Genomic DNA, 19,488 nt, shown 5'->3' with positions numbered 1-19,488 from the left:
ATGACGCTGCTGGCGGCCGCCACCGGGTGGGCAGACGCGACGGCCGGCGACCTCGCCGATATCGACGCCTTGCCCGATCAGACCGCACAACCCGCCACCGGGCAGCCGCAGACGCTGTATCTGGAGGTCACCCTGAATCAGGCCGAGCGCGGCCTGACGCCGTTCGAGCTGGTCGACGGCCATCTGCGGGCCTCGGTGGACACCCTGCGCAAGCTCGGCTTCATCCTGGCCGACCGCGCGCCGGGTCAGTCGGTCGATCTGGATCGCCTGCCCGACGTGGAAGTGCGCTACGACGCCGCCCTGCAGCGGCTCGCGCTGCAGGTGCCGGTGGCACAGCTGGCGCTGTCCACCACCGTGCTCAAGCCCGAAGAAGCCGCCCCGCCCAGCGCCACCGCATCGCCCGGCGTCCTGCTCAACTACGACCTGTATGCCACGCGCACCACCGGTGCCAGCAACGTGTCGCTGGCGACCGAACTGCGTGGCTTCGGCATCGGCCGCGGCATGTTCGACACCACGGCGGTGTTTCTGGCCTACGACCGCCCGCAGGACGAGCGCTGGCGCAGTGAAGCGGTGCGTCTGGACAGCGCCTGGCAGATGGATTTCCCCGATAGCGCCACCAGCCTGACGGTGGGCGACTTCTACAGCGGCTTCGTCGACTGGAGCCGCTCGCTGCGGCTGGGGGGCGTGCAGATCGGCCGCAATTACGCGCTGCAGCCGTATCGCGTGCTGACGCCGACGCCCAGTTTTCTGGGCGAAGCAGCGGTGCCTTCCACGGTGGAGCTCTACGTCGATGGCCTGCGTCAATACAGCGGCCAGGTGCCGGCCGGTCCGTTCCAGCTGGCCGCGCAACCGGGCATCAGCGGCACCGGCCAGGCGCAGATCGTGGTGACCGACGCCTTCGGTCGCGTGCGCCAGCTGAATTTCGCGTTTTACGGCACGCCGCAACTGCTGGCGCGCGGCATTTCCGAATGGTCGGCCGGCATCGGCCACCTGCGTCGCGACTACGGGGTGCGCTCGTTTTCCTATGCCTCGCAGCCGATCGCCAGCGCCACCTTGCGCAAGGGAATGCGCGACGATTTCACCGTCGAGGCGCATGCCGAAGCCGGCGGCGGCGTGATCAATGCCGGCGCGGGCGGAGTGTGGTTGCTGGGTGCAGGCGGGGTGGTCAACGCTGCCTACGCCCACAGCCGCATGCATGACCTGCGCGGCGGACAGTACGTGCTGGGCTACGCCTGGAACAACCGGCGCTTCAACGTCAACCTGGGCACCCAGCGTACCCACGGCGACTACCGCGACCTGGGGGCGCTGCAGGGCAGCCTGCCGGCGCGCGTCAGCGACCGCGCCGCGTTCGGCGTCAATGTCGACCCGATCGGCTCGCTGGGCACCAGCTACGTGCGCCTGAGCTACCCGCAAGGCGACACCTCGCGCTATGCCAGCGTGTTCTGGTCGCGCAGCTTCGGGCGCAACTGGGCCGCCAACCTGTCCGGCAACCAGAATCTGGACGAGCGCAGCGATCGCAGCCTGTATCTGTCGCTGTCGACCACCTTCGGCCAGTTGCGCCAGGCCAGTGCCTCGATGCAGCGCAGTGGCAACCGCACCGGCTTTGTCGCCGATGTCAGCCAGCCGCTGCCCGGCGACGGCGACCTGGGCGGCATTGGCTGGCGGCTGCAGGCACGCGCCGGCGACGATGCCAGTGGCGGGCTGGCCGAACTGGGCTGGCTGAACCGGGTCGGCCGCTACAACTTCGGCGCGGCCAGCCAGGATGGCGCTACCTTCGGCTATGCCAGCGCCAGTGGCAGCCTGGTATGGATGGATGGACGGAGCTTTGCGGCGCGCGACGTCCAGGATGCGTTTGCGGTGGTCTCCACCGACGGCCAGGCCGGCATTCCGGTCCGGCTGGAAAACCGTCTGATCGGTGTCACCGACGCACGCGGCACCTTGCTGGTGACGCCCCTGCAGTCGTGGCAGCGCAATCAGTTGTCGATCGACGCCTTGAACCTGCCCGCGGAGCTGCGCGTTGACCGCGTCGACACCACGGTGACCCCGCGCCAGCAGTCCGGTGTGGCCGTGCGCTTCGGCATCACCCGCGTGCGCGCTGCGGTGATCGTCCTGCACGATGCCAATGGCGCTGCATTGCCGGTGGGCAGCGTGGCGCAGCGCGAGGGGAACGCCGAACGCGTGGTGGTCGGCTACGACGGCGAAACCTATCTGGACAATCTGCAGGCCGACAACCGCATCCTGGTCGATCTGCCGCAGGGCCGTTGCGTGGCGCAGTTCGCGTACCCGCCCGAGGCCGGCGGCATTCCGCGGGTCGGCCCGCTGCGCTGCACGACAGAGCCCGCGCCATGACACCGACGATGCGCTGGCCACTCCTGCTTGCATTGACGCTCTGCAGCCTGTGGCTGGCACCGAGCCAGCACGCGCGCGCCGACACCACCTGCACGGTCACGCTGGGGACGCCCATGGCCTTCGGCAATGTCGCGGCCAATGGCACGACCGATGTGGTCGCCACGCTCAACGTCACGTGCGCGACCGCCGCGCTCAGCGTTCTGGGGTATGCGCAGGTGAGCCTGTGCCTGGATCTTGGCCCGGGCAGCGCGAGCAATGGGCTGTATGCCCCGCGCCGCATGCTCAACGCCACCGGCGACAGCCTGGACTTCCAGGTCTACAAGGACGCCGCACGCACCCAGGTCTGGGGAGCCACCGGGTCGGCAAGCCCGTCGCCGGGCCTGCTGACGCTGTCGTACGGCGTTCCGGTGGTTACCGGCGGCTCGCAGATGACCAGCATCACGCTGTACGGGCGCATTCCCGCCAACCAGATCCTGTCGACCGGCAATCACACCAGCAACTTCGGTGGTGCCGATACCGTGCTGCGCTACGCCTACAACGAAAGCATCATTGGCGTCCCGCCGGTTCCGGCCAATTGCACCACCGGCGGCAGCGGCGCCAAGACCGCCAGCAATGCATTCCCGTTCACCGCGTCGGCCAGCGTCCCGGCGCGCTGCAATACCTATGTCACCACCGACCTGGATTTCGGCAGCATCGCCGGCAGCATCGCCACCGCCATCGACCGCAGCTCCACCATCAGCCTGGCCTGCACCAACCGCACCGCCTGGAACATTGGCCTGGATGTCGGCGTCAACGCCAGTGGCAGCACCCGCCGCATGCGCCACGCCAGCAGCGCCAACTACATCACTTACGAGCTCTACAAGGACCCCGGCCGCAGCAGCCGCTGGGGCACCACCATCGGGGTCGACACCCTGGCCGGCACCGGCAACGGGGTGGCACAGACCGTCACCGTCTACGGACGCGCCCCGGCTCCGCAGCTGCCTATCGCAGGCGCCTACAACGACACGGTGACAGTCTCGATCACTTACTGACAGTTAATAAAGTTCGTTTGGGGCACGTCGCTATCTGTTACGTATCCGCTGCAAACGATTGCCTTCATGATGACGGTCACCTTGCCGAAGCGCGTGCTTTTGCTTGCCCTCGCTTGCAGCGCCTCCATCGCGAGCGCGGCCGGCAACCGCGGCCCTGAAAACTCCACCCTGCACATCGGCCTGCGCGTGCTCAGCGGTTGCGAGCTGCGCACCACACCGCCGCGCGCCAGCTGCTCGCGCGGCACCCCGGTCGCGATCGCCCAACCAGCGCCCGGCGCCGGGACGCCGCCGCCTACCAGCACCGCCCAGGACGCCAGCGCCCTTGCCGGGCCTGCGCCCAGCGGCGCGGCGCGCATCACCACCATTGCGTTTTGACCATGGCCACGTCCTGCTTCCGTCGGGTCTGGCTGGTGCTGGGCCTGGCCGTCCTGGCAACCAGCGGCAGCGCCGTCGGTGCCGAAATCGCCATCGCACCGACCACCGCGCACATCCCGGCCGACACCGATCAGACCGCCGTCTGGCTTTACAACCAGGACGCCCATCCGTGGCGCGCCGATGCCAGGCTCTACCGCTGGCGCCAGCAAGGCGATCGCGAGGTGCTGGAACCGGCCCTGGGCGCCACCGTCAGCCCCAGCCAGTTCGATATCCCGCCGCAAGGCCGGCAGTTGTTGCGGGTGATCCGCCTCGGCCCCAGCCCCGCGACTATCGAAGACAGCTACCGCCTGGTGGTGACCCAGCACGCCACCGGCCAGGAGACCGAGCTGCTGCGTTACTCCACCCCGGTGTTCGCGCTGCCCAGCGAACCGGGAAGCGGGCATCCGCGCCTGCAGGTCTCGCTGACCGGCCAGGGCGTCGAGCGGACGCTGCGCGTGCACAATGCCGGGCTCAGTCACGCACGCCTGGCCGACCTGGCCTTCATCGATGCCGGCGGCACCCGCCGCAGCATTCGTGACGACCTGGCCGGCTATGTGCTGCCAGGCCAGACCCGGCAATGGGCACTGCCGGCCAGCCTGCTCCCCGGTACCGGCCGCTTCGTGGCACGCGTCAATGGCGATATCGAGAGCACGCTGACGCTGGAGCCCTGAGGGCCGGGATTGGAAATTCGGGATTGGGGATTCGCAGAAGCGTTGCTGGCCTCGCCGTCCTTCGGAATGTGCGACACGACCGGTCATTCGCGATCCGCTCTAAACCAATCTCCAATCCCGAATCCCCCAGCGATCACTGTCAGCTGCCTCAGAACCATACCAATTGCACCACGTCACCCAGCCGGCTATACTCCGCCGGCTGTTTTGCGTCTCTCACGCATTGCGTCGTTCACGTCGGACGTCACCGACGAATCCACACCTGCTGCCGCCATCCGCGCCGGGGTGCCCTCACAAGGGGTTCGTCGCGGAGGCAACAGGGAAGCCCAACCCCGGAATCTTGTGCGTTTGATGCGAGTCCCTCGCAACAGTCCGCATGCCCATGCGCGGACTCTAAAAGTCAAGGCCGCGCACGGCGATTCCGCTCTTACGGAGTTACTGCAATGCCCCAAGTCACCATGCGTCAGATGCTGGAAGCCGGCGTCCATTTCGGCCACCAGACCCGCTACTGGAACCCCAAGATGGCGCCGTACATCTTCGGCGCGCGCGGCAAGATCCACATCATCAACCTCGAGAAGACCGTTCCGCTCTTCAACGACGCGATGAACTTCCTCTCCTCGATCGCGCAGAAGCGCGGCACCGTGCTGTTCCTGGGCACCAAGCGCAGCGCGCGCGAGTCCATCAAGGAAGAAGCCGAGCGTTGCGGCATGCCGTTCATGACCCAGCGCTGGCTGGGCGGCACGCTGACCAACTTCCGCACCGTCAAGCAGTCGGTTGCCCGCCTGAAGGAACTGGAAGCGGCCGAGACCGATGGCACGTTCGAAAAGCTGGTCAAGCACGAAGTGCTGGGCCTGCGTCGCGAGCGCGAAAAGCTGGACGCCTCGCTGGGCGGCATCAAGGAAATGAACCGCCTGCCCGACGCGATCTTCGTAATCGACATCGGCCATGAAGACATCGCCATCAAGGAAGCCAAGAAGCTCGGCATCCCGGTGATCGCCGTGGTCGACACCAACTACGATCCGGCCCTGGTCGACTACGCCATCCCGGGCAACGACGACGCCATCCGCGCCGTGCAGCTGTACGCACGCGCCGCCGCCGATGCCGTGCTGGAAGGCAAGGCTGCTGCGCCGAACTCGGCTTCGGTCCGCGAAGAAGAGTTCTCTGCCGATGCCGGCGACGAAGGCAAGGGCCGTCGCGCTCCGGCCAAGAAGGGCGACAAGAAGGCTGACGCCGCCGCTGCCGAGTAACTGGCATGCAATGCGGCCGCACCATGCTGTGCGGCCGCAGCCCCGGCGGGTCCATCGCGACCCGTCGTACAGGCCACTGAAGACACAACGGGGGCGGCCAGCACGCTGCACCGTCTCCTACTGGCGGAATCCTTTCCGCCGCACGCATTCGTCCAATGAGGTAATCCCGTGGAAATCACTGCTTCCCTGGTCAAGGAACTGCGCGAGCGCACCGGCGCCGGCATGATGGAGTGCAAGAAGGCACTCGTCGAAAACGCTGGCGACATCGACGCCGCTGCCGAATGGCTGCGCAAGTCGGGTCTGGCCAAGGCTGACAAGAAGGCCGACCGCGTTGCCGCCGAAGGCCGCATCGCCACCGCACAGGCCGGCGGCAAGGCCGTGCTGGTCGAAGTCAACTCCGAGACCGACTTCGTCGCCAAGGACGAGAACTTCCTGGCCTTCACCGAGGTCGTGGCCAATGCCGCACTGAACTCGGACGCTACCGATGCCGAAGCGCTCAAGAGCGTCAAGCTCGACAGCGGCGAGACCATCGAAGAGCGTCGCGCCGCAGTCATCGCCAAGGTCGGCGAGAACCTGCAGGTGCGTCGCCTGGTCCGCATCGACAGCGCCAACAACGTCGCGGCCTATGTGCACGGCGGCCGCATCGGCGTGCTGGTCGAGCTGAAGGGTGGCGACATCGAGCTGGCACGCGGCATCGCCATGCACATCGCTGCGATGAACCCGCCGCACGTCAAGGCGTCCGACGTTCCGGCCGAATTCGTCGCCAAGGAAAAGGAAATCGAACTGGCCAAGATGTCCGAAAAGGACAAGTCCAAGCCGGCCGAGATCCTGGAAAAGATCATCAGCGGCAAGATCAGCAAGATCGTCAACGAAGTCACGCTGTACGGCCAGCCGTACGTGCTGAACACCGATCAGACCGTCGAGCAGGCCGTCAAGGCCGCCGGTGCGGACGTGATCGGCTTCCAGCGCCTGGCCGTTGGCGAGGGCATCGAGAAGGTGGTGGAAGACTACGCCGCCGAAGTGATGAAGCAGGCCGGCCTGGCCTGATCTTCGCCACAGTGCAGAAGGAGCCGCGGCATGCCGCGGCTTTTTTTGTGCCCGTTTTGTACCCGTCCTTGCCGCACGACAGGCCCGGCGCCCGAACCTGAAGCAAACGCATCCGCCACGTGGCGAACCGTGCTCGACGCTACAGATCGGTTGACGGGTGCCGCTAAATCCAGATACCGACCAGGCTCTCGACACCCAGCGCGCATGCAGCGCGGTGATGGCGGGGCATGGCGTGCCCTACTCAACGAACGCAGCTGTATGCTTGCGATCACCGTCGGCGATGACTCATGCAACCAGATCTTCAGGCCGCCCTGCACTACTGCCGCAACCTGCCATCGCCGCCTGGCGTCGCGCTGCGCGTGATCGAACTGGCGCAGGACCCGGACGTGGACATGACCACCACGGCGAACGTCATCGGCATGGACATGGCCTTGAGTGCCCGCATGCTGCGCGTGGCCAACTCGCCGCTCTACGCCAGCCGCCGCCGCGTCGACAACCTGGGCCAGGCGCTGACCATGCTCGGACTCAATGCCACCTTGAGTCTGGCGTTGGGCTTTTCGATGGTGCACGGCGTGCGCAACACCTTCACCGCCCATCCCCTGCATGAGCACATCTGGCGTCGCGCCGGATTGTGCGCGCTGGCCAGCCGCATCCTGGGCCAGGCCTATGGCATCCGCAAACCCGAAGAATTGATGCTGGCCGGCCTGCTGCAGGACATCGGCAAGCTGGCGCTGCTGCAAGGTGCGCCCGAGCTGTACGGGCCACTGCTGGACCAGGCGCCGGACAATGCATCGCTACTGGATGCCGAACGCGAACACCTGGGTGCCACCCATGCCGAGGTGGGCGCCTGGCTCGCGCATCAGTGGCAATTGCCGCCCTATCTGCAGAATGCGATCGCGCAGAGCGAGGACGAACCGGCGAGCCTGGAGCCGTTCATGGCCTGCGTCGCGCTGTCCGGGCGGCTGGCCGACATCTGGCTCTCCGCAAGCGCCGTCACCGCCACCGAGCGCGCGCAGCGCCAGGCCCAGGACATCCTGGAACTGGATGCCGAGCGCTTCGAGAAAGTGATCGAACGCATCGCCGAATCGCTGCCCGAGCTGGAAGCGCTGTTCGACATCCGCGTGCCGCAACCCGAGCACATCCAGATGATCTTCGAGCAGGCGCGCGAACTGGCGATGCTGCGCAGCCTGCGCGAATTGCAGGACGTGGCCGAAGCGCGCCGTCATGCCGACGAATCGGAAAACCGCATGCGCCATCTGGCCGAACAGGCCAGCCGCGATGCATTGACCGGCGTGTTCAACCGCCATCAGCTCGGCACCGCGCTGACGCATGAGTTCGAACTGGCCTCGCGGCAGAGCTGGCCGCTGTCGATCGCCTTCATCGACCTGGACGACTTCAAGCGCGTCAACGATGCGCATGGCCATCTGGTTGGCGATGAGGTGTTGCGCAATTTTGCGCAGACACTGCAACGCATGGTGCGCACCAGCGATCTGGTGGCGCGCTACGGTGGCGAAGAATTCCTAGTGATCCTGCCCAACACACCGGCCGACGCGGCGCTGATGGTGATCGAGCGCATTCTTGCCGAGACTGCGCGCACGCCGATGGCGCAATTGCAGGGCGGCCCGTTGCATATCACCTTCTCTGCAGGCCTGGCCACGCACGGCGGTATCGAGCGCCAGTTCGAAAGCATCGAGCACCTGCTGCAGGCCGCCGACAGCACGCTGTATCGCTCCAAGCATCGCGGCCGCAACCGTGTCACCGCCTACGATGCGACCGATGTACCGACGCCGCCCAACCCGCGCGCACACTGAGCAACGCGTCACGTCGCCACCGACAAAGGAATTTTTACCACGCCCGGGGACAGGCTTCCGCTAGAATTGCCGGCGTTTGCCGTCCCCTACCCCCGAGGCCTCCCCCATGTCCGAACTTTCCTATCGCCGCATCCTTCTCAAACTTTCCGGGGAGGCGCTGATGGGAGACGGGGACTACGGCATCGACCCCAAGGTCATCAATCGCCTGGCCCATGAAGTGATCGAAGCCCAGCAGGCCGGTGCGCAGGTCGCGCTGGTCATCGGCGGCGGCAACATCTTCCGCGGCGCCGGCCTGGCCGCCAGCGGCATGGACCGCGTCACCGGCGATCACATGGGCATGCTGGCCACGGTGATCAATGCGCTGGCGATGCAGGATGCGCTGGAGAAGCTTGGCGCCAAGGTGCGCGTGATGAGCGCGATCAAGATCAACGATGTCTGCGAAGACTTCATCCGCCGCCGCGCCATGCGTCACCTGGAAAAGGGACGCATCGCGATCTTCGCTGCCGGCACCGGCAACCCGTTCTTCACCACCGACTCCGGCGCGGCGCTGCGCGCGATCGAGATCGGCGCCGACCTGCTGCTCAAGGCAACCAAGGTCGACGGCGTCTACGACAAGGACCCGAAGAAGCACACCGATGCGGTGCGCTACGACAGCCTGACCTACGACGAAGTCATCCTGCAGGGCCTGGAAGTGATGGACACCGCGGCCTTCGCACTGGCACGCGACAGCGACCTGCCGCTGCGCATCTTCGGCATGAGCGAGCCCGGCGTGCTGCTGCGCATCCTACGCGGCGAGCAGATCGGCACGCTGGTGCAGGGCCGTAGCTGAGGTCGGGAATCGGGAATCGGGATTGGGGAATCGCAAGAGCGCATGGCCGCGCGCTGCGCAGCGATCTTCACCCCGCACGCCCGGCTGGAACAGGGCGGCAAGTGAACCGGCTGCGCGGGTCCTGACGGCATGCGAGTCGTGAAACCCCAGTCCCGGCTATAATCCCCGGATTCAGCTCCACACGGATTCCGGCGATGCTCACCCAGATCAAACAAGACGCGCAGACGCGCATGACCAAGAGCATCGATGCTCTGCGCCATTCCCTCACCACCATCCGCACCGGCCGTGCCTCGCCGGCGCTGTTGGACGGTATCAAGGTCAAGGCCTACGGCACCGACACGCCCCTGAATCAGGTCGCCAGCATCAGCGTCTCCGAAGGCCGCTCGCTGGTCATCAGCCTGTTCGACAAGGGCATGATCAAGGACGTGGAAAAAGCCATCTATGCCTCGGATCTGGGCCTGACCCCGACCGTGGTGGGCACCGTGATCCGCCTGAACCTGCCGCCGCTGACCGAGGAGCGCCGCAAGGAGCTCAGCAAGTCGGTGCATGGCGAAGGCGAAGACAGCAAGGTGGCGATCCGCAACATCCGCCGCGATGCCAACCAGCAGGTCAAGGATCTGCTCAAGGACAAGGCCGTCACCGAAGACGAGGCCCGCAGCGCCGAAGACGACATCCAGAAACTGACCGACAAGGCCATCAAGGACGTGGATGAGGTCGTCAAGGGCAAGGAACAGGAATTGATGACGGTCTGATCGTGGCATCGCCTGCCATGCATCCAGTCCCTTCCTCCGACGCGATACCGCGCCACATTGCCATCATCATGGATGGCAACGGGCGTTGGGCGCAGCGTCGGCGACGTCCGCGCATGATCGGCCATCGCGCCGGTGCGCGGGCGGTCAACCGCACCATCGATTTCTGCCTGGAAAAAGGCGTCAGCGCGCTGACCCTGTTCGCGTTCTCCAGTGAAAACTGGGGCCGCCCGCAGGAAGAAGTGGATGCGCTGATGAAGCTGTTCCTGCACGCGCTGGACCGCGAGGTCGACGAATTGCAGCGACGCGGCGTGCAGGTGCGTTTCATCGGCGAGCGCAGCCGCTTCGCCGCCCCGTTGCGCGACCGCATGGCGGCAGCGGAACGTAGCACCGCCGGCAACGCGCGGCTGGTGCTGAGCATCGCGGCCAGCTATGGCGGCCGCCAGGACATCGCTGCGGCTGCCCGCGCATTGGCCGAAGAGGTGGCCGCCGGTCGCCTGCAACCGCAGCAGATCGACGAAGCCCTGCTCGCCAGCCGGGTAGCCCTGGCCGACCTGCCGGCGCCGGATCTGTTCATCCGAACCGGCGGTGATACCCGCATCAGCAATTTCCTGCTGTGGCAGCTGGCCTACACCGAGCTGTGGTTCACCGAAACCCTGTGGCCGGAGTTCGATGCCGGCGTCCTGCAGCAGGCGCTGGATGATTACGCCGGGCGCGAACGTCGCTTCGGCCTGACCAGCGCCCAGATCGCCGATAAGGCGACGGAGACTTCCTCCGCATGACCAAGACCCGCGTGATTGCCGCGTTGATCATGGCGCCGCTCGCCATCTGCGCGATCGTGCTGCTGCCCACGCAGTGGCTGGCGGCGCTGGCGGCGGTGCTGTTCCTGACCGGGCTGTGGGAATGGCTCAAGCTCTCCGGCATCGACGACAGCCTGCCGCGCACCGTGCTGCTGATGCTCAACCTGCTGCTGATGGTACTGATGGTGTGGGCTTCGGCCGGCTCCATGGTGCTGTTCCAGATCGCCGCCCTGGTGGGCGTGGTGTGGTGGGTGCTGGCGCTGCTGTGGCTGCGCTTCTTCACCTTCGGTGCCGATCACGGCAACGGCCAGGCACGCGCGCTCAAACTGGCCGCCGGCACCCTGGCGGTGCTGCCGGCCTGGGCCGCGCTGGTGCTGCTGCATGCCAACCCGGACAAGGGCAACCTGTGGCTGCTGACCGCGCTGACCATGGTCTGGGCGGCAGACTCGGGCGCGTATTTCGCCGGGCGCGCGTTCGGCAAGCACAAGCTGGCGCCGCGCATCAGCCCCAACAAGACCATCGAAGGGCTGCTCGGCGGCATGGTCGCCGGTATCGCGGTGGCCTGCGCGTTCGGCTGGCTGGCCGGATTGACCCTGGCGCATGTGCCACAGCTGGTGCTGGTTGCAGCCGTCGCTGTACTGGCCTCGGTGCTGGGCGACCTGTTCGAGAGCCTGCTCAAGCGCCATGCCGGCGCCAAGGACTCGGGCACGGTGATCCCGGGCCACGGCGGCGTGCTGGATCGTATCGATGGCGTGCTCGCCGCCCTGCCGGTGTTCGCACTCGGCAAGGAAATTCTCGGATTCTAAGCATGGCTGGCTCTTCTCCCCGCCAGGTCGCCGTCTTCGGCGCGACCGGCTCGATCGGCACGTCGGCCCTGGACGTCATCGCCCGCCATCCGGACCGGCTGCGCGCCAGCGTGCTGTCGGCCGGCAGCCAGGTCGATGCCCTGCTGGCACTGTGCGCCACGCACCGGCCCGCGCATGCGGTGATTGCCGACCAGGCGCTGTACCCGGTACTGCGCGACGGCCTGCGCGCCGCCGGCCTGGCCACCCAGGCGCATGCCGGCACCGCAGCGCTGGACGCACTGGCCGGCAGCGATGCCTGCGATACCGTGGTGGCGGCCATCGTCGGCGCCGCCGGCCTGCCCTCGACCCTGGCAGCCGCGCGCGCCGGCAAGCGCCTGCTGCTGGCCAACAAGGAATCGCTGGTGCTGGCCGGCGAACTGCTGACCCGCACCGCTGCTGCCGCCGGCGCTGAAATCATCCCGATCGACAGCGAGCACAGCGCCATCTTCCAGTGCCTGCGCTCGTGCGATGCCAGCCGCGGCGTACGCCGGGTGATCCTCACCGCCTCTGGCGGCCCGTTCCGGGGCTGGGACCGCACTGCGCTGTCGGCCGTGACGCCTGCGCAGGCGGTGGCCCACCCGAAGTGGTCGATGGGGCCGAAGATCTCGGTGGATTCGGCCACGCTGATGAACAAGGGCCTGGAAGTCATCGAGGCGCACCACCTGTTCGGACTGCCCGGCGGGCAGATCGATGTACTGGTGCACCCGCAGAGCCTGGTGCATTCGCTGGTCGAGTTCGTCGACGGCTCCACCCTGGCCCAGCTTGGCCTGCCGGACATGCGCACCACCCTGGCCGTCGGACTGGCCTGGCCCGAACGGGTCGACTCCGGGGTGGCGGGGCTGGACCTGCTGCAGCAGGGCCGGCTGGATTTCGAAGCCCCCGACACTGCGGCCTTCCCCTGCCTGCGGCTGGCCTGGGAGGCCTTGCGTGCTGGCGGAACCGCCCCGGCCATCCTGAACGCGGCCAACGAAGTGGCTGTTTCAGCGTTTCTTCAGGGCCGGATAGGTTTCCTAGCGATCCCAGCGTTGGTCGAACAAACGCTGGCAACGCTTCCGCGGCACAATGCCGACACCCTCGACACCCTCCTTTCTGCCGACGCGCAAGCACGGCAGATCACCGAACGCGCCCTCGCCCACCACGCCTTTCATGCCTGACCGAACCACGCAACCGAGTTACATCCATGGGTGATTTCATCGGTTCGGTCTGGTGGATGATCGTCAGCCTGGGTGTGCTGGTGACCTTCCACGAATTCGGCCACTTCTGGGTCGCACGCCGGTGTGGCGTCAAGGTGCTGCGGTTCTCGGTGGGCTTCGGCAAGCCGCTGTGGATGCGTCGCGACCGGCACGGCACCGAGTTCGTGGTGGCGGCCATTCCGCTGGGCGGCTACGTCAAGATGCTCGACGAGCGCGAAGGCGACGTGCACCCGGCCGAGCAGGATCAGGCATTCAATCGCAAGACCGTGTGGCAGCGCATCGCCATCGTGGCCGCCGGCCCGATCGCCAACCTGCTGCTGTGCATGGCGATGCTGTGGGCGATGTTCGTGGTCGGCAAGCAGGATTATTCGGCCACCGTCGGCCGCGCCGACGGCCTGGCCGCCGAGGCCGGGCTGACCCCGGGCGAGCGTATCGTGCGCATCGATGGCCGCGGCGTGAGCAGCTGGAGCGATGCCAGCATGCAGCTCACCACCGCGGCGATGGACCGGCGCGACATCCAGGTACTCACCGCCACCGAGGGCGCCGGCAACAGCGAGCACACCTTGCGCCTGTCGCAGCTGCCGGTCGGCTTCGACGAGCGCCGCGTGGCCTCGCTGGCCGGGATCGGCTGGCAGTTCATGCTGCAGCCGCCGGTGATCGCCGAGGTGGTGCCCGGCTCGGTCGCCGACGGCCTGCTCAAGCCGGGCGACCGCATCGTGGCCATCGACGGCCAGCCGATCCGCTCGGCCGAGGACATCATTCCGCAGGTGCAGGCGCTGGGCGAGCACGGCGGCCCGGGCATGATCGAGGTGGCGCGCAAGGGCGAACAGGGCGAAGACCGCCTGGCGCTGGAGATTGCCCCGCGCAAGTCGCCGCAGGGCCAGTGGATGATCGGTATCCGCCCGGCCGCCGCGCCCGCCCCGGCATACGACAGCCGCCAGCAGTACGGCCTGTTTGCCGCGGTGCCGGCCGCGATCCGCGAAACCGGCCGGATGACCGCCGATTCGCTGGGCATGATGAAGCGCATGCTGACCGGCCAGGCCTCGGTCAAGAACATCTCCGGCCCGGTCACCATCGCGCGCGCGGCCAATGCCTCGGCCGAACGCGGGCTCGACTGGTTCCTGTATTTCCTGGGCCTGCTGTCGCTGAGCCTTGCGATCATCAACCTGATGCCCATCCCGATCTTGGACGGTGGGCATCTGCTGTATTACCTTATTGAGTTGGTCAAGGGCAGCCCGATCAGCGAGCGGGCCATGATTGCCGGGCAATACGTCGGCCTGGCGGTCTTGGCCGGGCTGATGGGGCTGGCGTTCTACAACGACATCCTTGGCCTGGTTCCACGATGAAACTGCTCCACTCTTTCCGCCTGTTGTCGTCGTCATACGCCGGCACCCAGCAACACCTGAAATCGACTCCAACCGGATGTGACATGACGCGTCTTCCCACTCGCCGCCTGCTTGCCCTCGCTCTTGCCGCCGGCCTCAGCCTGCCAGCCGTTGCCCTGGCCGCCGAGCCGTTCGTTGCCAGCGACATCCGCGTCGACGGCCTGCAGCGCATCGCTTCGGGCACCGTGTTCACCTATCTGCCGGTGAACCGTGGCGATACCGTGGACGATGCCAAGGTGGCCGACTCGATCCGCGCGCTGTACCGCACTGGCTTCTTCGAGGACGTGCAGCTGGACCGCCAGGGCAACATCCTGGTGATCACGGTCAAGGAGCGCCCGGCGATCAACAAGCTCACCGTGACCGGCAACAAGGACATCAAGTCCGAAGAGCTGCTCAAGGGCCTGGGCGACATCGGCCTGACCGAGGGCGGCACCTTCGACCGCCTGAGCCTGGACCGCGTGACCCAGGAACTGACCCGCCAGTACAACAACCGCGGCAAGTACAACGTCGAAATCACCCCCACGGTGAGCCCGCTGGACCGCAACCGCGTCGATGTGGCCATCGCGATCAAGGAAGGCAAGGCGGCCAAGATCCGCCACGTCAACCTGATCGGTACGGAAAAGTTCGCCAACGAGGACATCCTGGAGAACTGGGAGTCCAAGGAGCACAACTGGGCCTCGTGGTACCGCCGCGACGACCAGTACTCCAAGGAAAAGATGTCCGGCGACCTGGAAAAGCTCAATTCCTGGTACCTGGACCGCGGCTATGTGGACTTCAGCATCGACTCCACCCAGGTGTCGATCAGCCCCGACAAGCGCGACATGTTCGTCAGCGCCGGCGTGACCGAGGGCGAGCAGTACAAGATTTCCGAGATCAAGGTCACCGGCGACACCGTGCTGCCGCAGGCCGACATCGAGCGCCTGGTGATTCCCAAGGCCGGCGACATCTTCTCGCGCGCGCTGCTCGAATACACCTCCGATGCGATCACCAACACGCTCAGCAACGTCGGCTACGCGTTCGCCAAGGTCAATCCGATCCCGACCCCGAACCGCGAGGACCGCACCGTTGCGGTGAACCTGCAGGTGGTGCCCGGCCCGCGCGTGACCGTGCGCCGCATCCTCTACAAGGGCAATAGCCGCACCTCGGACGAAGTCTTGCGCCGCGAGATGCGCCAGTTCGAAAACACCTGGTACTCGCAGGCGGCGATCGACCGTTCCAAGATCCGTCTGCAGCGCCTGGGCTACTTCGAGTCGGTGAACGTGGAAACCCCCGCGGTGCCCGGCAGCAACGACCAGGTCGACGTGATCTATGACGTCAAGGAAACCACCTCGGGCAGCTTCGTGTTCGGCCTGGGTTTCTCGCAGGCCTTCGGCGTGACCACCTCGGTGCAGTTGTCGCAGAACAACTTCCTGGGCGGTGGTAATCGTGTGGCAGTGGAAGCGTCGCGCAGCACCTTCCAGCAGCGTTATGCGTTCTCGTATACCAACCCGTTCTTTACCGATGACGGCGTGTCGCTGGGCTACAACCTGTCGTGGCGTTCGCTGGACTACTCGGACTTTAATACTGCACAGTACAACAGCAAGAACGGGTCCGCGCAGGTTGTGTTTGGGGTGCCGATCACTGAAAACGACACCGTTTCAGCGATGATCGGTATCGACAGCAATCAGATCAACACGTTCCCAGGAACGCCGCAGGCGATTGTCGATTATATCGATGCGGTCGGGACACGCACTTTCCATGCATGGCGCACGGAATTGGGTTGGGCGCGTGATACCCGCAACGATTTCTTCATGCCCACCCGTGGCATGTACCAACGCGTCGGCCTGGAAACCACTCTTCCAGGATCCACAGTCGAGTACTACAAGCTCAACTACCAGATCTCCAATTACTGGCCGATCATTCCGGCGTTGGTGCTGAACACGCGTTTCGAACTGGGCTACGGTGACAGCTACGGCAACGACAGTACCCGCGTACTGACCAATCCGGATGGATCGACCCGGACGATCACTGCCAGTGGCCTGCCGTTCTACGAGAACTTCTATGCTGGCGGTACCAACTCGGTGCGCGGTTTCGAAGACAACACCCTGGGTCCGCGCTCGGAAGTGCTCCCTGGCTTCAACCGAGGCCAGCCGCTGGGTGGCTCGTTCAAGACCGTCGGCTCGGTGGAAATGTATTTCCCGAAGCTGTTCGACAGCCCGTCGGCCCGCGTTTCGGCGTTCTTCGATTTCGGTAACGTCTACAGCGGCGTCGACAACTTCAAGGCCAACGAGCTGCGCGCCTCCACCGGTGTGGCGCTGTTGTGGCGCGCCCCGGTCGGCCCCATCTCGATCAGCTACGCATTCCCACTGAAGAAGGAAGACAACGACGAGATCGAGCGCCTGCAGTTCACCTTCGGCGGCCAGTTCTAAGAGACGTGAGCACAACAATGGCGGCCCGACATCTCGGGCCGCCATTGTTTGTTTAGGAACCGCTGGATCCTGCGCAGCTTTTAGCGGTAGCTATCCCAAACGGTGCTCAGGCAGGTGTAGGTGGCGCTCCAGTCGGACGCATCGACGCAGGCAATCTGCTGATCCCAGAAGCTATGCGCCTGGGCACGCTGATCGGCGAAGTCATCGGCCGATGCGGTGGTCACGGCGCCAAGCAGGAGCAGGCTTCCGACAATGGAGAGGGCAGGTTTCATATGCTTCTTCCTAGGTTCGCCGCACGATTGCGACCTGCGAAGAGATACGCCCGCATGTTTGGCAACTCTTTGGTCGGGTTTTTTTCCGTAAAAACAGCCACCTAATGTTTACGCGAGGTTCACCCTGATGCACTTGACCGCCAGTGCGATTGCCGAACAGTTTGGCTTGACCGTCGTCGGCGACGGCACCACCGAAGTCACCGGTGTCGCCACCCTGGCCCATGCCGGCGCGGGGCAGCTGAGCTTCCTGTCCAACCCGCGCTATCGCCCGCAGCTGGCCGAGACCCAGGCCGCAGTGGTGGTGGTGCGCGCCGACGATGCCGAGGCAGCCAAGGGCACCGCCCTGGTCGCCAAGGACCCGTACACCGCATTCGCCAAGATCGCCGCGCTGTTCGACGTGGCGCCGGTGCGCGCGCCCGGCATCCATGCGTCGGCAGTGATCGACCCCACCGCGCAGGTTTCGCCGGGTGCACATGTCGGCCCGTTCGTCAGCATCGGTGCGCGCAGCCGCGTGGGCGATGGCTGCGTGATCGGCACCGGCAGCATCATCGGCGAGGACTGCGTGGTGGACGAGGGCAGCGAGCTGCTGGCCCGGGTCACCCTGGTCACCCGCGTGCGGCTGGGCAAGCGCGTGCGGATCCACCCCGGCGCGGTGATCGGCGCCGACGGCTTCGGCCTGGCGATGGATGCCGGCCACTGGATCAAGGTGCCGCAGCTTGGCGGGGTGGTGATCGGCGACGATTGCGAGATCGGCGCCAACACCTGCATCGACCGCGGCGCACTGGAAGACACCGTGCTGGAAGAAGACGTCCGCGTGGATAACCTGGTGCAGATCGCGCACAACTGCCGCATCGGCGCGCACAGCGCGATTGCCGGCTGCACCGGCATTGCCGGCAGCGCCAAGATCGGCCGCTATTGCCTGCTCGGCGGGCACGTCGGCGTGGTCGGCCACCTGGAGATCTGCGACAAGGTGGTGATCACCGGCAAGTCGGTGGTGCGCAATTCCATTCACGAGCCGGGCGAGTATTCGTCCGGCACCCCTCTCACCGACAATCGCACGTGGCGCAAGAATGCCGCGCGCTTCAAACAACTCGATGCGCTGGCAAGGCGCATCCTGGCTGTGGGCAAGGAGAACGCATGAGTCATCCCGTTTACGAGCTGCCGATCGACGTCAACCAGATCCAGACGCTGATTCCGCACCGCTACCCGTTCCTGCTGATCGACCGGGTCATCGAGCTGGACCTGGAGGCCAAGCGCATCGTCGGGCAGAAGAACGTCAGCATCAACGAGCCGTTCTTTCAGGGCCACTTCCCGACCCGTCCGGTGATGCCGGGCGTGTTGATCATCGAAGCGTTGGCGCAGGCCGGCGGCGTGATGACCCAGCTCGGCCTGGGGCGCGATGCGCTGTCCAAGCTGTTCTACATGGTCAAGGTCGACAACGCGCGCTTCAACAAGCAGGTGGTGCCGGGCGACGTGCTGATCCTGGAAGTGCAGATGAAGCGCCTGATCCGCAACATGGGATGCTATTACGGCGAGGCCAAGGTCAACGGCGAAATCGTGGCCAGTGCCGAAGTCATGTGCGCCGGCGCCAAGGAATAATCCGTTTTTGGAGGTGAGACACGATGCGTGATCAAGCACCCTTGATTCATCCCACCGCCGTCATCGATCCCTCGGCGCAGCTAGCCAGCGATGTGCGCGTGGGCGCGTTCTCGCTGATCGGCGCGGACGTGGAGATCGGCGCCGGCACCGAGGTGGGGCCGCATTGCTCGATCCATGGCCCGACCCGGATCGGCCGCAACAACCGTTTCATCGGTCACGCCGCGATCGGCGGCGAGCCGCAGGACAAGAAGTACGCCGGCGAACGCACCGAGCTGGTGATCGGCGACGGCAACGTGATCCGCGAGTTCGTCACCATCAACCGCGGCACCGGCGGCGGTGGCGGCATCACCGTGGTCGGCAACGACAACTGGATGCTGGCCTATACCCACGTGGCGCACGATTGCCATGTCGGCAACCATTGCGTGTTCTCCAACAACACCACCCTGGCCGGCCACGTCACCGTGGGCGACTACGTGATCATCAGCGGTTTTGCCGGCGCGCATCAGTTCTGCCGCATCGGCGCGCATGCCTTCCTGGGCATGGGCGCGCTGACCAACGGCGACGTGCCGCCGTTCACCATGGTCGGCAGCGAATCGCTGGGCCGCCCGCGCGGCATCAACAGCGAAGGGCTCAAGCGCCGCGGCTTCGACGCCGAACGCATCACCGCGATCAAGCGCGCCTACCGCACGCTGTACGTGGCCGGCCTGCCGCTGGCCGACGCGAAACTGCAGTTGGCCGAACAGGCCAAGAGCAGCGACGACGTGCGCGGGATGCTCGAGTTCATCGACGCGGCAGAACGGCCGTTGTTGCGATGAAGGCCGGGATTCGGGATTCGGGATTG

General features: G+C 66.1%; 18 protein-coding genes. 17 read left to right on the top strand and 1 reads right to left on the bottom strand.

The annotated features are described in order from the left end of the window. The 14 genes from ACCQ12_RS07200 (at position 1) to bamA (ending at position 16,776) form a co-directional block, all read left to right on the top strand. On the top strand, positions 1-2,349 hold the full coding sequence (locus ACCQ12_RS07200; protein WP_372383264.1) for a fimbria/pilus outer membrane usher protein: 2,349 nt from the start codon (positions 1-3) through the stop codon (positions 2,347-2,349). Then, positions 2,346-3,380, top strand: coding sequence for a Csu type fimbrial protein (locus ACCQ12_RS07195; RefSeq protein ID WP_184440041.1), 1,035 nt, complete (start codon positions 2,346-2,348; stop codon positions 3,378-3,380). Before ACCQ12_RS07200 ends, ACCQ12_RS07195 begins: the two co-directional genes overlap by 4 nt. Before the next feature lie 66 nt (positions 3,381-3,446). After that, the gene (locus ACCQ12_RS07190; RefSeq protein ID WP_372383262.1) at positions 3,447-3,755 is read left to right on the top strand and encodes a hypothetical protein; all 309 of its coding nucleotides are present in this window, start codon (positions 3,447-3,449) and stop codon (positions 3,753-3,755) included. A 2-nt stretch (positions 3,756-3,757) separates the two neighbouring features. After that, complete coding sequence (locus ACCQ12_RS07185; protein ID WP_372383261.1) at positions 3,758-4,465, top strand: fimbrial biogenesis chaperone; 708 nt, start codon at positions 3,758-3,760, stop codon at positions 4,463-4,465. A 440-nt stretch (positions 4,466-4,905) separates the two neighbouring features. Next, complete coding sequence (rpsB, locus tag ACCQ12_RS07180; RefSeq protein ID WP_372383260.1) at positions 4,906-5,709, top strand: 30S ribosomal protein S2; 804 nt, start codon at positions 4,906-4,908, stop codon at positions 5,707-5,709. Between the two features lie 168 nt (positions 5,710-5,877). Further along, complete coding sequence (gene tsf / locus ACCQ12_RS07175; protein WP_104581605.1) at positions 5,878-6,756, top strand: translation elongation factor Ts; 879 nt, start codon at positions 5,878-5,880, stop codon at positions 6,754-6,756. A gap of 287 nt (positions 6,757-7,043) precedes the next feature. Beyond that, positions 7,044-8,567, top strand: a complete 1,524-nt coding sequence (locus tag ACCQ12_RS07170; protein ID WP_039412032.1) for a sensor domain-containing diguanylate cyclase — start codon at positions 7,044-7,046, stop codon at positions 8,565-8,567. Positions 8,568-8,673: 106 nt separating this feature from the next. Beyond that, the gene (gene pyrH, locus ACCQ12_RS07165) at positions 8,674-9,396 is read left to right on the top strand and encodes a UMP kinase (RefSeq protein ID WP_039412029.1); all 723 of its coding nucleotides are present in this window, start codon (positions 8,674-8,676) and stop codon (positions 9,394-9,396) included. Positions 9,397-9,590: 194 nt separating this feature from the next. Next, positions 9,591-10,148, top strand: a complete 558-nt coding sequence (gene frr, locus ACCQ12_RS07160) for a ribosome recycling factor (RefSeq protein WP_039412023.1) — start codon at positions 9,591-9,593, stop codon at positions 10,146-10,148. A 17-nt stretch (positions 10,149-10,165) separates the two neighbouring features. Beyond that, positions 10,166-10,927, top strand: coding sequence for a polyprenyl diphosphate synthase (uppS, locus tag ACCQ12_RS07155; protein ID WP_184386934.1), 762 nt, complete (start codon positions 10,166-10,168; stop codon positions 10,925-10,927). Further along, positions 10,924-11,751 (top strand): phosphatidate cytidylyltransferase, encoded by an 828-nt coding sequence (locus ACCQ12_RS07150; RefSeq protein ID WP_047693617.1) that lies wholly within the window; start codon positions 10,924-10,926, stop codon positions 11,749-11,751. The genes uppS and ACCQ12_RS07150 overlap by 4 nt, the downstream gene beginning before the upstream one ends. Positions 11,752-11,753: 2 nt before the next feature. After that, the gene (locus ACCQ12_RS07145) at positions 11,754-12,944 is read left to right on the top strand and encodes a 1-deoxy-D-xylulose-5-phosphate reductoisomerase (RefSeq protein WP_372383259.1); all 1,191 of its coding nucleotides are present in this window, start codon (positions 11,754-11,756) and stop codon (positions 12,942-12,944) included. Between the two features lie 26 nt (positions 12,945-12,970). Further along, positions 12,971-14,329 (top strand): RIP metalloprotease RseP, encoded by a 1,359-nt coding sequence (gene rseP, locus ACCQ12_RS07140; RefSeq protein WP_372383258.1) that lies wholly within the window; start codon positions 12,971-12,973, stop codon positions 14,327-14,329. A gap of 83 nt (positions 14,330-14,412) precedes the next feature. Next, complete coding sequence (gene bamA, locus ACCQ12_RS07135) at positions 14,413-16,776, top strand: outer membrane protein assembly factor BamA (protein WP_372383257.1); 2,364 nt, start codon at positions 14,413-14,415, stop codon at positions 16,774-16,776. Between the two features lie 80 nt (positions 16,777-16,856). Here bamA and ACCQ12_RS07130 read toward each other — a convergent pair whose 3' ends face one another. Continuing rightward, positions 16,857-17,048 (bottom strand): hypothetical protein, encoded by a 192-nt coding sequence (locus ACCQ12_RS07130; RefSeq protein ID WP_372383256.1) that lies wholly within the window; start codon positions 17,046-17,048, stop codon positions 16,857-16,859. A gap of 127 nt (positions 17,049-17,175) precedes the next feature. Between ACCQ12_RS07130 and lpxD the strand changes: the two genes are divergently transcribed. From lpxD to lpxA, 3 genes are read left to right on the top strand one after another with little or no spacing between them, the layout of a single operon-like run. Further along, positions 17,176-18,189, top strand: a complete 1,014-nt coding sequence (gene lpxD / locus ACCQ12_RS07125) for a UDP-3-O-(3-hydroxymyristoyl)glucosamine N-acyltransferase (RefSeq protein ID WP_166750622.1) — start codon at positions 17,176-17,178, stop codon at positions 18,187-18,189. Further along, a complete protein-coding gene (fabZ, locus tag ACCQ12_RS07120) occupies positions 18,186-18,647 on the top strand; it encodes a 3-hydroxyacyl-ACP dehydratase FabZ (RefSeq protein ID WP_039415369.1) in 462 nt (153 codons plus the stop codon). The genes lpxD and fabZ overlap by 4 nt, the downstream gene beginning before the upstream one ends. Positions 18,648-18,670: 23 nt before the next feature. Beyond that, the gene (gene lpxA / locus ACCQ12_RS07115) at positions 18,671-19,462 is read left to right on the top strand and encodes an acyl-ACP--UDP-N-acetylglucosamine O-acyltransferase (protein WP_166743297.1); all 792 of its coding nucleotides are present in this window, start codon (positions 18,671-18,673) and stop codon (positions 19,460-19,462) included. Positions 19,463-19,488: the final 26 nt, after the last annotated feature.

The sequence above is a fragment of the Xanthomonas sp. NCPPB 1068 genome (assembly GCF_041479385.2).
Taxonomy (GTDB): Bacteria; Pseudomonadota; Gammaproteobacteria; order Xanthomonadales; family Xanthomonadaceae; genus Xanthomonas; species Xanthomonas cannabis.
Note: the sequence above shows the minus strand (reverse complement) of the source record. Positions and strands in the feature narration are given on the sequence as shown.